Here is a 13,663-nt window from a genome sequence, read left to right as displayed (position 1 = left end):
CATGAAAACTATGGGTTATCAATGGCTTTTAGCCGGGCTACTTACCTTATCGCTATCTGCTTGCGGGGCGGATAATCTTCCGATAATGGAAACAGACCCCAAAGCTACGGATCGGAAAATCACTTTGGAAGTGCTTAATCCTAAAGTCGAGATTTCCACACAGTTCGAGCAGATGGCGAAGGTATACGAAGAGGGAAATCCTCATGTGAAAATCAATATAGTAACCTATGGCGGAGGGGCAAACTACCTTGCTGAATTAAAAGCGAGATTTGCAGCAAACAAAGGTCCCGATATCTTTCCTAATGGTGGATACGAAGATGCGATAGCCTGGAAGAGGTACTTGGAGGATTTGTCTGATCAGCCGTGGGTGAACAATGTATATGATGCGGCGCTTGAGCCGATGACAATGGACGGAAAAATTTACGGGATGCCTATAAATTTGGAAGGTTACGGATTTATATACAATAAGGATTTATTCGCAAAGGCCGGCATCGATAGACTTCCAAAAACGCTTACCGAATTAAAGATAGCGGCGGAAAAGTTGCAATCCGCAGACATTACCCCCTTTTCGGTCGGGTATTCAGACAGTTGGTTTTTCGTTCTCCTATTGAATATTGTTGTTGCCCAGGAAGAAGACCCGGATGCTTTTATACAGGCATTAAACGACGGGACTGAAACAATCGAAGGGAACAAAAAGTTCGAAGATCTCATTCGTTTGCTGGATCTGACTATTCAATACGGCAATAAAGATTTTCTGACCACCGACTATAATACTGAAGTCACTTTGTTTGCAACCGGTAAAGCAGCGATCCTTAAACAAGGGAATTGGGTTCAATCCAAGATAGATAAGATAACGCCGAATATGAATATCGGTTTTTTGCCTATCCCGATTAATGATGATCCTAGAAACGATGCCTTGGCGGTAGGGGTGTCCAATAACTGGGCTGTGAATAAAGAAATTACGCCGGAGAAAAAGAGAGAAGCAAAGAAATTTCTAAACTGGATGGTTTCTTCAGAACAAGGCAAAACATTTATGAAAGAACAATTCCATTTTATATCAGCATTTAAAAATATAGAGACAGACCAATCAGGACCACTCGTGAAGGATATTATTCGTTACTCCGATGATGAGAAGACATTGTCCTGGAACTGGTTTAAATTCCCTCTTGCGGCAAGAGAAGAGTTCGGAAATGCCATGCATGCTTATGTGGGTAAACAGCTTACTCGCGATCAATTGCTTCAGGAGCTCCAAAAGTCCTGGGAAAAGGCTGAGAACAAATAATGGAATCAATTTAAGCCTATAAATCTATCAATTTGCGACGTGTTCATAATGGTCCGGTTTCTTTAGAATTAAAACTAAGAACGGAACAAACACAATATGAACGTGAAAAGGAGCAAAAGATTTATGATTATCAAAAAGTTTATCAAACAAGCAACAGTATTAACCTTTACGTTTGCTTTATTGGCAGGCGGTGGCTCTCAAGCTTTTGCGAAAGGAAAAGACAAAGTAGATTATAAAGAAAGCTACGACTTTTCCCATATTACACGCTCTGACATGCTGAAGTTACCTAAACAACAGAAGAGTGAACAATTCAAAGTGCCTTCATTCGATGCATCGACGATAAAGAATATTCCTTCCGCAATAAAGGTTGATGAATCGGGCAATCCAATTAAAATGGATGTATGGGATACTTGGCCGCTGCAAAATGCGGATGGAACCGTTGCGAATTATAATGGCTACCATATCGTGTTTGGTTTAGCAGGAGACCCTGACAGAGGATCGGACACGTTTATCTACTTGTTCTATCAAAAAATAGGAGACACATCCATTGATAGCTGGAAAAATGCCGGCAGAGTATTTAAGGATAGTGATAAAAATGTTCCAAATGATACGATTCTTAACAATCAATCAGAGGAATGGTCAGGTTCTGCAACCATGACATCTGATGGAGAAGTTCGCTTATTTTATACAAATCGCCACAGCTGGTCCCCGGATACCGGTTTTTATGGTAAACAAACCTTAACAACGGCTCAAGTCAATGTATCTCAACCAGATAAGGATACGCTGAAAATCGATGGTGTAGAAGATCTCAAATCGATCTATGATGGCAACGACGGCAAGGTTTATCAAAGTGTTGATATCACTGGTTTCAGCAAGGGAGATTATAGCGATAATCATACCTTAAGAGATCCTCACTATGTAGAGGATAAAGGCCGTAAATACCTTGTTTTTGAAGCGAATACAGGTACGGAAACAGGTTATCAAGGAGAAAAGTCCCTTTTTAATAGAGCTTATTATGGTGGTGCAGGCAACGCCTTCTTCCAAGCTGAGAAAAAGAAATTGCTAGGAAGCCCAGACAAAGCATTTGCTGAAATTGCGAATGGTGCACTCGGTATTATTGAATTAAATGATGATTATACTTTCAAAAAAGAATTGAAACCATTAATTGCATCCAATACTGTAACTGATGAAATCGAACGTCCAAACGTATTTAAACTGGATGGAAAATGGTATTTATTTACAAGTTCAAGAGGATCTAAAATGTACATTGATGGAATCGATGATGAAGACATCTACATGCTAGGGTACGTTTCAAATTCTTTGACTGGGCCTTATAAACCATTGAACGGCACAGGACTTGTTCTTCATCAAGATCTTGATCCTAATGATATTACCTGGAACTATGCTCACTTTGCGATTCCGCAAGTGAAAGGAAATAATGTGGTCATCACAAGCTATATGACGAATAGAGGTTACGCTGGAGAGCATGATTCGACTTTTGCACCAAGCTTCGTGATGAACATCAAAGGTTCCAAGACTTCCGTTGTGAAAGATAGCATTCTTGAGCAAGGGCAAATAACGGTGTCAGATAAAAAACCTAATAAACCTAATAAACCTGATAAACCTGATAAACCTGAAAAGCCTAATAAACCGAACAAACCGAACAAACCACATAATTAATAAAAAGAAAGTAAATGCCAATTGGCATTTACTTTCTTTTTATCACATGAAGATGAGTGAAGCAAAAAGAGAGGTATCGACTTGAATAAAAATAAGAAGGCAGTCAAAAGAATCGGTGTATTTATCCTATGTTTAAGCGTTGTGATGACGATAGGATTAGTAGCTTATGCCTTAGAGAAGCACAAGAAGGAGGAAACAATCGTCTCTCATCTTCATCCTATTCCAACCACTCGGGCTAGCTATCATTTCACTACACCCGACAAGTGGAAAAACGATCCTCAGAAGCCGATTTATTTTGATGGGAAATATCATTACTATTATCTCTATAATGGTGATTATCCAAAAGGAAACGGTACAGAATGGCGACATGCAACATCAACGGATTTGGTGCATTGGACAGATGAAGGGATTGCCATTCCTAAATATACGAACCGAAATGGAGATCCATGGTCGGGATCCGTCGTCGTAGACGATACAAATACGGCAGGCTTTGGTAAAGGTGCTATTGTGGCGATTCTGACACAGCCCTCTGCAGATGGCGGGAAGCAGGAACAATATTTATGGTACAGTACGAACAGAGGAAAAACGTTCGAATCCTATTCTGACGTTCCTATTATGCCGAATCCGGGCACAGCGGATTTTAGAGATCCGAAAGTAATTTGGGATGATCAAGCTCATAAATGGGTGATGACGCTTGCGGAAGGAACAAAAATAGGTTTTTACGAGTCTCATAATTTAAAAGATTGGCATTATACAAGCGGATTTCATACAGAAAATATCGGAATTGTAGAATGTCCCGATCTTTATTTGTTGCGAGCGGATGATGGTAAATTGAAATGGGTTCTTGGTGCCAGCGCAAATGGTAAATCGGCAGGGAAACCAAACACCTATGCCTACTGGACTGGAGACTTTAATGGAAAAGAATTTATCCCCGATCAGAATGAACCTCAGTGGTTAGATTATGGCTTTGATTGGTATGGTGCTGTAACGTTTGAAGATGGGAAAGTCAGCGATAAATACAACCATCGTTATGCTTTGGCCTGGATGAATAATTGGGATTACGTCCATAATACGCCAAACCTTAAAGAAGGATTTAATGGAACGGATTCGATAGTTCGTCAAATTAAATTAAAACAAGTAGTGGGTCATACGTATAGTTTGGTATCACAACCTATTGAAGCATTAAATAAATTGATAAGCTCTAAGGATTCCTTAAAACAAATAAAAGTGAATGGTTCCACAACGCTCGATATAACAGGCGATACGTACCAGCTTGACGCTGATATAGCTTGGTCGGACATCAAGAATGTAGGATTAAGGCTTCGAGAATCAAAGGATAAAATCCGCCATGTAGATGTCGGCATTTTTGTAGAAGGTCAATATGCTTATGTTAATAGAGCTTCTATAGGGCAGCCTGACAAGAGTAAGAGATATCTTGAAAGCAAAGCGCCATTTGATGTGAAAAAGAAGAAGGTTCACTTAAAGATCCTTGTTGATAGAACAAGCATTGAAGTTTTTATTGATGATGGGGAAATTGTTTATTCGAATTTGGTTTTCCCAGAATTAAACGATCAAGGAATCACCCTATTTTCTGAAGGAGGCACCGCAATCTTTGAAAATGTTGTGATCAAGCACTTCAACAAAGATTAGAATCAATCTAAATAGTAATGGACCCGTGGGAATGGGTCTATTTTTTGTTTGCGGTAAAATGATGGATTAATGCCATCTGTTTTTTAGATAGCGAAGAAGTAAAGAGTTGGTCGATGTCGAAATTGTCCTGAAGAAGCGTTAGCGTTCACCCTACGATCTGAAAAAATCAAACCTCTTTCCTAAATATCACACCTCCCCATAGGAGAATATACCCCTTATAATGAGTTTGTACACTATAAGGGGGCGAATAAAGTGGCGAAAGTATCCAAAATGTTAAGTCTTGTTCTTACAGCAACATTGGCACTTAGTTTAGCTGCGTGTGGTAGCAGCACCAATGGCAACAAAGGTAATACTGTAAGTCCTGAGAGTGGAAATACGCCAGAGAAGGTTGTTGAAAAGGCGCCAGAGAAAGTCGTCGAAAAGGATATTACGATTACGTTTCAGAATATCTTTCCCGATCCAACCGATCCTAAGAATCATCTGATGAAGAAGCTCGTAGATCAATACCAAACCGAGCATCCCAATGTAAAGATTGAACTTGATTCTCTTAACACGGATCAACAGAAACTGAAGTTGAAGACACAGGCGGCATCGAAAGAGGTTCCTGATATTACAGTCGTTAACCCGGCAGCACAAATGCAGCCTTTTGTAGAAGCGGGATTATTTGCTCCATTGAATGATATGTTGGATCAAAATGGTCTGAAAGGTACTTTCCAAGAAGGATTGTTAGATTGGTATAGCTTTGATAACAACATATACGCTCTTCCAGACGGTAATAATATTGGTGTCGTCTACTACAATACAGAGATCTTCGAGCAAGCAGGTGTAGCTGTGCCGACAACCTTTGAAGAAATGCTTGAAGTCATTAAAGCGCTCAAAGCGAAAGGGATTACACCACTCGCTATTGGCGAAAAGGATTCATGGACGGGTTCCTTCTTGTTTATGAATATGTTGCTTCGTACAAACGGTCCAGGATTCCTGCAAGATGTCATCGATCAGAAGAAGACATTTGAAGATCCTGCCTTCACAGAAGCAGTCGATGCATTCCAAAGCTTAGTTGCAGCAGGAGCATTCCAAGAAGGTGCAACTTCCTTTGACTACAATGCGGGAGAGAACTTATTTAAAACAGGGAAGTCAGCCATGTATTTCATGGGGTCATGGGCAACTGGAGGTATCGAGACATCCTCGGTGAATGGCAAAGTAGGCGTATTCAAATTTCCTACAATCAATGGTAAAGGTGATCCGAATGAGTTCATGCTAGCACCGGGTAGTGCATTCGCGATATCTGCCAATAGCAAGCATTTACAAGAGACGAAGGATTTCTTGAACTTCTTCATGACGAACTTCCCGAAAGAAGCCTTTGAAGCGAAGGGTGCTGTAGGGATTGGTCAGATTGTGGATGGAGACTTTAAGGCGGCGGGTTATTCCGATATGGCTATGGAAGTGCTTGGTCTGTTTAAAGAAGTTAAAGGTGGCGACCTGGCATTTGATAATACGATGAATCCAGGTACAGCACAAGTCCATTTAAACAGTATTCAGAACCTGTTCGTGCAGAAGATAGAATCCGCTGCGGTAGGCAAAGAACATCAAGCGGCCTATGAAGAGAATAATAAATAGAATCGTTTAAGCACATATGAAGGGGACGCTAGTTGTTCCCTTCATATCTATCATGATTACCAGAAGGAGGAGATAGGGTGTGAACGTTCTTAAAGTCTCCCGCCTTACGATTGTCGCGTTTGTAATGCCTTGTTTACTTATTTATTTCGGAATGGTTTTTGTTCCTATTCTCGTATCGTTATATAGTGGTTTATTAGATTGGAATGGTATTAGTGCAGCGACATTTGTAGGGTTGGATAATTTTAAAAGGCTATTTTTCAATGACCCCGTATTCTGGCCTTCCGTGCGGAGAACACTTATGTTTGCTGTCTTTTCGATGGGTGAAATTCCAATTGCGTTGTTCATAGCTATCTTACTTCGAAGATATGTTCGTAAACCGAACTTCCTAGTCTCTAGTTATTTCATGCCCGTTATTTTATCTGTTGTTATTGTCGGTCAGTTGTGGAAAACGATCTACAATCCGGCATCTATGGGCGGTATGTTGAATCAAATGTTGATGATGATTGGGCTTGATTCCTGGGCGAGACCGTGGTTAACCGAACCAGCGGTAGCCATGTACTCTTTATATTTTGTAGCATTGTGGCAGTACTTGGGCTATCATACGCTCATTCAATTTACAGGGATTTCAAATGTTCCGACTGAGATTTACGAAGCAGCACGTCTTGATGGTGCGGAAGGGTTCAAGGCAGATCGTTATATTACGTTACCGATGATTATTCCAATATTTAAAATTTCCATTGTGTTGGCGTTTATTGGATCGCTTCAGGCATTCGATATGGTGATGGTCATGACGGGTGGTGGGCCTGCTCACGCTACGGATGTGATTTCCACACATATGTACAATATGTCGTTCTTGTCTATGAAATACGGATACGGAAGTTCAATTGCTGCATTCCTTGTTGTCGTATGTTTAGCGGCCACATTGATCATCAATTTTATCTTTAATTCTTTAGAGAAACGATTCTCTTAGAAAGGGGAAATCGATATGAATACATCCAAGGTTACGGCTTTACGTTCTGTAACAGTCGCACCCGAGCGCAAACGATTTTCTATTTTGAAAGGAATCGTTATTCTATTCTTATCTGTACTAGTGGTGACGCAAGTTTACCCGTTACTCTGGCTAATTCTATACTCATTCAAAACGAATGAGGAAATTCTATCTGGAAGTTTCTTTGCACTACCGCAATCTCCACAATGGATCAATTACAGCTCTGCCTTTACAAGTGGGAATTATCTTCGCTATTTATGGAATAGCTTCTTCGTCACGTCAGTGACGATGTCCAGTGTTATTATGCTGAGCTCGCTAGCTGCCTTTGCGATAAGTCGTTTCCGTTGGCGTTATGGTCAAGTTGTGCTACTTCTTTTCCTGGTTGGTATGATGATTCCGATGCAAGCGACGTTATTACCGTTAATGATTATTTTTAAAAATATGCACATCCTAAATACTCATTTATCCATCATTCTGCCGTATATTGCCTTCTCCACACCGATTTCTGTATTTATTCTAAACGGCTTCATGAAGACGATTCCGTATGAGATTGAAGAGTCGGCGATCATGGACGGTGCGGGTATATTTCGAGTGTATTGGAATATCATATTGCCGGTTTCAGTTCCACCGATCATGACCGTATGCATTCTAACTTTTATTACGATTTGGAATGAGTACATTCTAGCGGCGACATTTATTTCGGCAGAAAGACTAAAGACATTGCCTTTTGGTGTGAACAGCTTTGTTAGCCAATATTCTGTAAATTATGGAGCCATTGGTGCGTTCTTAGTATTAGGTGCGCTTCCGGTAATTGTGATCTACTTCTTATTAGCAGACAAAATTACACAGGGCATGGTAGCGGGTGCTGTGAAAGGGTAATATTTACTCAGCGGAAGCGGGTATTGTGATAAACTGGAATTAAATCGAGTGAAGGGGGATAATGTGATTGGCTCGAGGGTTCCGTTCTATCCATAGCCGGCTTTTTTTTCTTTTTTTATCATGTATGACCGTTATCCTGATCCTCGTCAGTTTCGTGTACTATACACGTACGTTAGATATTATCCATTCGAAAATCAGTGACATCGCGCAGAAGAATATATCCCAAACAGCCGGTCTGTTTAATCTGATGCTTGAGGGTTATGACAGTCTGACGAAATCACTGAATGGTAATTATGAATTAACTCGATTGCTCCAAGAGACGACTAATAATCCAGCTGTTTCGATTATCAATGAGCGATCGATTACGAATATCATCGGTGCAGCGTACTATTCTCGTAAGGAGATTGCAGCAATTCACATCATTACGAATTCGGGTAAGGTCTATAGTTATGAGCGACAATTTGCAGGTGTCATCGATATCAATTATGCGCAAACGGAATGGTATAGCAAGTTGAAAGCGTCCTCAGGCGATATGATCTGGCTTGGATTCTATAATGGATCACCTATTAATACGATGCAGCAAGATACGGTATTCGTATTTGGTAGACAACTCTATGATCTTACAAATCATAAACCAATAGGAATTATTATTATCGAGATGGATCCGAAGCCTATTACCGAAGCATTAACTAACGTAAGTATTAGTCCGGGTACTCGAGTGTTTATTACGGGATTGAATGATCGTGTGATTGCTAGTAATGCGCAAGAGGAGGATGGATGGCCTGTACTAACTGATCTTCCCAAGCCTTCGAAGGATGACGAGATTATCGTCGATGATCATTCAGATCAATTGATCGTGGCTGCGAAGACTTCCCTTGCGGATTGGACGATTTACGGCATTACACCGAAGAGTGATCTTAGCGCGGAGATCAATCAGACCCGACTGTTTCTTGCCATTGTCGTTCTCGTACTGATTGCTGTGTCCACGGCGTTAGCTTCGCTCGTATCTAGAACGATTGCATCTCCATTGAAGCTACTCATTCGAGAAATGAAGAAAGTCGAATTGGGTAATTTCAGTGGCTCTGTGAACGTGAATTCGTTTGAAGAGATCAATAGCTTAGTATCTTCATTTAATCGAATGGTCCATCGGATGGATGAACTGATTGAGCGCATCAAGTTATCTTCGGTAAGTGAGAAGAATGCTCAGTTACAGGCATTACAATCACAAGTTAACCCGCACTTTTTATATAATACGTTAGATATGATTTATTGGATGTTGGATGAGAAAGGAAATGAAAGGCTAAGTCGAGTCATTCTGTCCCTATCCCAAATGTTTCGGTATAGCAGCGATTGGGAGGAAGCCTCACAAACGACACTTCGCCAAGAGTTGGAGCAGATCCGCCACTATCTGACGATTATTGAGAGTCGTCTAGAGGATCGAGTTCAGACAGAGATTGAGGTGGATGAACAATGGCTTGATGTTATTTTACCGAAAGTAACCATTCAACCAATCATCGAAAATGCTGTGAAATATGGTTTGGAACCATTGGGCATTCCATGTAAGCTGAAGGTAGACGCGGTTCAACATGATCAGGAACTCCATATTAGAATTACGGATTATGGGTTAGGCATGGACGAAGAAACGTTACGTCAGGTTAGAGAGTCCCTACAAATGAACCTGAACCTTGTAAGCAGGCCAGGGAGAGGGATCGGACTGCATAATGTTCACGCTAGAATCAGCATGATGTTTGGAGAAGCCTATGGTATTCGTATTGAGAGTCATAAGGGTGAAGGAACAACTGTTATCGTGGTGATACCGAATCCGTTACAAGGGAGGCACGAAGATGAATATCCTCATCGTAGATGATGAATCTGTCATTAGGGAAGGTATTAAAAGAACGATCCAAAGGGCCTACCCACAGTATGGCATTTATTTGGCTGCTAATCCGGAAGAGGTTGTACAAATATTGCGCAGTCGTCCAATTGAGATCATACTGACGGATATTCTTATGCCAGGAATGACAGGTCTAGAATTAATGAAATTATCTAAACCTAGTTATCCACATATCAAATGGGTCATTATTTCCGCCTATTCTGAATTTGCCTATGCTAAGGAAGCTGTTCGTTTAGGAGCTGTAGATTACCTTCTAAAGCCGATAGGGAAGGATATGCTGTTGGAAATGATCGATAAGCTTGAGGGTAAAATTGGGCGCGAAGCGGAGATTATTAAGGAATCCGAAATGCTGCAGACCAATTTAAAGTTTCTGCGTGAAGCGGTATTTCGGCGTTGGGCGTCTGGCCTGGATATTGGAGGTATGGATATCGCTTCAGTCATCGCTAATCATCCGAAATTTCAACTCATTATGGTGAAGATGGAAAGTGATAAAGTGCTTCATTTAGAGCATTTCATTATTGATAATGTTCTCACCGAATTGATTGCTCAGTATGGCAAGGGGTTCGCCACGAGTTTCGATGCTAAAAGTTTGTTAGGTCTCATCACAATGGATGAATCAAGAAGTATGAGGAATATGCTGGAAGAGCTCCGTATTCATTTGAAAAAGTATTTAAGGGTACCCTTTCAAATATTACACACCGAAGTGATTCATGAGTTCAGTGCCGTTGCTTCAGAAGTACTGCAGATGAATCAGAATGCGATCTCTCATGAATTTGAGTATTATGCAACGGGCGGAAGCCAAGTGATTGAGGTAGCTTTACAATATATTAAAACCTATTATCATACTCCATTATCGCTGGAGAAGGTCGCTTCGATCGTCTATCTGAACCCCGTTTATTTCAGCCAAGTGTTCAAACAAAAGACTGGTTATGGCTTTAAAGAATACGTGATTCAACTGCGTATGGAGCAAGCGAAACAACTTTTACTCCATCCACAGCTCAAGTTGGCAGATATATCGGAGCGTGTAGGGTACCAGGATGTGAAGCATTTTACACAAGTATTTCGTAAAAGCTTCAACATCACACCGACAGGATATAGACATGAACAACGCACTGAAATACGAACGAACGATGGATCTCTTAAATTTCCAAGCATCACGGAGAACGTTTAGGTAACAATTGAACATATACATCAGATAGCTTCATCAGCGACATTATATAATCATAATCGGAGCGATAGGTCTTTACATCTTCAACAGGTTCAAACGTCTTTAATGAATAGGCAGTTCCATCATCAAAGCCAGTACCTGGAACGAACATGACATCGTTATTAAAAAAGGAACCTGTCGGGGAATAATAACGCATCCCAAAAACATTATGATCCGTATTCAAAAGATCGCGTCCGAATGCGGTGAAATGTTCCTTTTCAAGCGATATTCCCATAAGATTGGCCACCGTCGGCAAGATATCCAGCTGTCCGCCTGTAAGCTCAACAACCTGACCCTCCTGTTGATTAGGAACATGAATTAGGAGGGGAATGTTAAACCGACTGATCCGATCATCATAAGGGATACCCAGTTTCGCTGTAATCTCCGCTCCATCTGTCTCCTTCGGGTTAATGCCAAAGTGATCACCATAGGCGACAAGAACGGTATTATCCCAAAGACCATTCTCCTTCAATTGTTCGATAAGTTTACCTAGCACATCATCCGTATAGTTTACGGCCATCAAATAGTTGCCCAATTGTGTTCCTTCCATATCATCGGGGAGTTTTATCTTCCGTTGATCTTTAGGGATGACAAAGGGTGCATGACTAGACGTTGTGACGAACTGCGCATAGAAGGGCTTGTTGTCAGCTGAGACCTCCTTGATCTTCTCCATACCGACACGGTACATCTCCTCATCTGAAGCACCGAAATCATTGAAATAATCATTCTTATAAAAAGGTTTATCATAATAATGATCAAAGCCAAGGGCTGGATACAACAAGTTACGGCTCCAAAATGTCACATCATTAATATGGAACGTTGCCGTATTATATTGTAATTTACGTAGTAACCTCGGAAGACTTGGTAGCTCTCTATTCCCAAAACCAGAAGACATCGCAGTGGTTCCAGTTGGATAGATGGACGTATTGGACATAAATTCGGCATCCGATGTATTCCCTTGTCCAATTTGCTGATAGAAATAGGGGAAGTAATAGCTTTCCTTAGCCAGCTTATTCAGGACAGGTGTAACTTCCTGCTGTTCCAGATTCAAATGGATCGGGAAGTTCTGAAAGGACTCCAATTGCACAACTATGATATTCATACCCTTAGCGGAACCGAAATGTGCAGGTGTTGTAGAATCATTTTCCCGATAAGGATAGGTTGACTGTAAAGCCTTCACTTCTGCTATGGTCTCCTGAAGATTCCCATTGGTAATCAATACATCCTCTCGTTTATTCTTCAGAGCAGCAGCCACTTGGTAATTTAGGAAGCCAAGGTTCTCAGCCTGTACAAGTTCATTATCGATTCCAATGGAGCGGTTAATAATAAGACTTGAGTAACTGATACTTATTACCAAGGTCAGAGCAGTAGCGATTGTCCACTTCAATCTCCCTCTTTTACGATTAAGAGTGGAACTAAATATAGGGCCCATGCTATGCACATACCTACCCCGATGGGGGCGAATGAAGCTTATAAGCGCTAAGATTAGGGCAATGCCTAGATCAATAAAGAATAGAAAATGAATGGGTTTGATCAAAGATTGGATACTAGAACGTATCTGACCCACTTGCCCAAATTCTTTGAGCGTTGTGTACGTAGGTACTGAACCGAAATGAGCCTGATACAACGTAGCTGCAAAGAGCATGATAGAGAACATGATATTAATACTCCAATAGGTGATACGTTTTGCTTTTGTTGGAAGGATGAGTTCCAGTACGCTCATGAACACGAGAACGGAGAACGTATCCGCTAACAGTCCGGCTCCGGTCAGTTCTCTGAAATAGAAATAACGAAGAAGGCATAATTTAGTTATTAATAGTAGGGACATGCTAACCATGATGGGTAGTTTGTTTAATTTTGCGTTCAAAGACATCTTATTTCACTTCTTTTCATTGGCATGGTTGAACCTTCATGATAATAGATTAGTGAGCGATTTCGCAAGTGTATCTCGTTTATGTTTCAGTAATAATTTATTGTGGTCATTAAATTGATGTGTTATCATTTTAGTAACAGTATGAGAAAGGGGAGATGCCTTATGAGCTTCATGAACCAACTTTATCGATTGATATTGATGTTCGGCCTAGCTTTAGTTATGGCACTCTCCTTCCCGGTATCTTCTCATGAAGAATATACGAGTGAAACTTCTCATAATACGATCTCTTCGGAGTTCCGTATGGCTAATCCTCTTATTCGTAAACCCGCTTTACCCCTCTCGAAGACGATGTTTGTCGCCCAATTATTACCGCTTTTATTCTCAGTGTTTATCTTGGAATTCCTTCATGTACCTTCATGTCCCAATCCCTTCAAACGTTGTATCATGTTATTACTGCGTCGCTTATTTCTAAACCCCATTAAGTATACCTCGACCTTTCTGAGCAGAGAAACTTCTCTTGTGCTCTAATTAAACCTTCCCTTTTTGAACAGTCTTCTTTAGTTATCTATAGATTCCTGTAACAAACATCAACC

The 13,663-nt window shown here is 40.8% G+C and carries 10 protein-coding genes; 9 read left to right on the top strand and 1 reads right to left on the bottom strand.

Features of this window, described 5'->3' with window-relative positions; genetic code table 11:
• The first annotated feature begins 1 nt into the window (after position 1).
• The 8 genes from ACP8HI_RS19930 to ACP8HI_RS19895 all read left to right on the top strand — a co-directional run bounded on the left by ACP8HI_RS19930 (position 2) and on the right by ACP8HI_RS19895 (position 11,161).
• A complete protein-coding gene (locus ACP8HI_RS19930) occupies positions 2–1,282 on the top strand; it encodes an ABC transporter substrate-binding protein (RefSeq protein WP_438347911.1) in 1,281 nt (426 codons plus the stop codon).
• A gap of 123 nt (positions 1,283–1,405) precedes the next feature.
• Positions 1,406–2,962 carry a glycoside hydrolase family 68 protein gene (locus tag ACP8HI_RS19925; protein WP_438347910.1) on the top strand — a complete coding sequence of 519 codons (1,557 nt, stop codon included), beginning with the start codon at positions 1,406–1,408 and terminating at the stop codon, positions 2,960–2,962.
• Between the two features lie 144 nt (positions 2,963–3,106).
• Complete coding sequence (locus ACP8HI_RS19920) at positions 3,107–4,612, top strand: glycoside hydrolase family 32 protein (protein WP_438351912.1); 1,506 nt, start codon at positions 3,107–3,109, stop codon at positions 4,610–4,612.
• 252 nt (positions 4,613–4,864) lie between these two features.
• Positions 4,865–6,229, top strand: a complete 1,365-nt coding sequence (locus ACP8HI_RS19915; protein WP_438347909.1) for an extracellular solute-binding protein — start codon at positions 4,865–4,867, stop codon at positions 6,227–6,229.
• A 79-nt stretch (positions 6,230–6,308) separates the two neighbouring features.
• Positions 6,309–7,199 carry a carbohydrate ABC transporter permease gene (locus tag ACP8HI_RS19910; RefSeq protein ID WP_438347908.1) on the top strand — a complete coding sequence of 297 codons (891 nt, stop codon included), beginning with the start codon at positions 6,309–6,311 and terminating at the stop codon, positions 7,197–7,199.
• Positions 7,200–7,214: 15 nt separating this feature from the next.
• Positions 7,215–8,096, top strand: a complete 882-nt coding sequence (locus ACP8HI_RS19905; RefSeq protein WP_438347907.1) for a carbohydrate ABC transporter permease — start codon at positions 7,215–7,217, stop codon at positions 8,094–8,096.
• Between the two features lie 154 nt (positions 8,097–8,250).
• Complete coding sequence (locus tag ACP8HI_RS19900) at positions 8,251–9,963, top strand: sensor histidine kinase (protein ID WP_438347906.1); 1,713 nt, start codon at positions 8,251–8,253, stop codon at positions 9,961–9,963.
• The gene (locus ACP8HI_RS19895) at positions 9,941–11,161 is read left to right on the top strand and encodes a response regulator transcription factor (protein ID WP_438347905.1); all 1,221 of its coding nucleotides are present in this window, start codon (positions 9,941–9,943) and stop codon (positions 11,159–11,161) included. The genes ACP8HI_RS19900 and ACP8HI_RS19895 overlap by 23 nt, the downstream gene beginning before the upstream one ends.
• Here ACP8HI_RS19895 and ACP8HI_RS19890 read toward each other — a convergent pair.
• Complete coding sequence (locus ACP8HI_RS19890) at positions 11,145–13,070, bottom strand: LTA synthase family protein (protein WP_438347904.1); 1,926 nt, start codon at positions 13,068–13,070, stop codon at positions 11,145–11,147. The genes ACP8HI_RS19895 and ACP8HI_RS19890 overlap by 17 nt on opposite strands.
• 162 nt (positions 13,071–13,232) lie before the next feature.
• On the opposite strand from ACP8HI_RS19890, the gene ACP8HI_RS19885 reads away from it, so the two are divergent.
• Positions 13,233–13,598, top strand: a complete 366-nt coding sequence (locus ACP8HI_RS19885) for a hypothetical protein (RefSeq protein WP_438347903.1) — start codon at positions 13,233–13,235, stop codon at positions 13,596–13,598.
• Positions 13,599–13,663: the final 65 nt, after the last annotated feature.

It is taken from the genome of Paenibacillus sp. FA6 (assembly GCF_051550225.1).
Classification (GTDB): domain Bacteria; phylum Bacillota; class Bacilli; order Paenibacillales; family Paenibacillaceae; genus Paenibacillus_AQ.
This window is presented reverse-complemented; position numbering and strand designations above follow the sequence as displayed.

What these genes read in the sequence shown, in the direction of transcription:
- ACP8HI_RS19930 (WP_438347911.1), top strand. Translation starts at nt 2, where the DNA reads ATGAAAACTATGGGTTATCAATGGCTTTTAGCCGGGCTACTTACCTTA.
- ACP8HI_RS19925 (WP_438347910.1), top strand. Translation starts at nt 1,406, where the DNA reads ATGATTATCAAAAAGTTTATCAAACAAGCAACAGTATTAACCTTTACG.
- ACP8HI_RS19920 (WP_438351912.1), top strand. Translation starts at nt 3,107, where the DNA reads ATGACGATAGGATTAGTAGCTTATGCCTTAGAGAAGCACAAGAAGGAG.
- ACP8HI_RS19905 (WP_438347907.1), top strand. Translation starts at nt 7,215, where the DNA reads ATGAATACATCCAAGGTTACGGCTTTACGTTCTGTAACAGTCGCACCC.
- ACP8HI_RS19895 (WP_438347905.1), top strand. Translation starts at nt 9,941, where the DNA reads ATGAATATCCTCATCGTAGATGATGAATCTGTCATTAGGGAAGGTATT.
- ACP8HI_RS19890 (WP_438347904.1), bottom strand. Translation starts at nt 13,070, where the DNA reads ATGTCTTTGAACGCAAAATTAAACAAACTACCCATCATGGTTAGCATG.
- ACP8HI_RS19885 (WP_438347903.1), top strand. Translation starts at nt 13,233, where the DNA reads ATGAGCTTCATGAACCAACTTTATCGATTGATATTGATGTTCGGCCTA.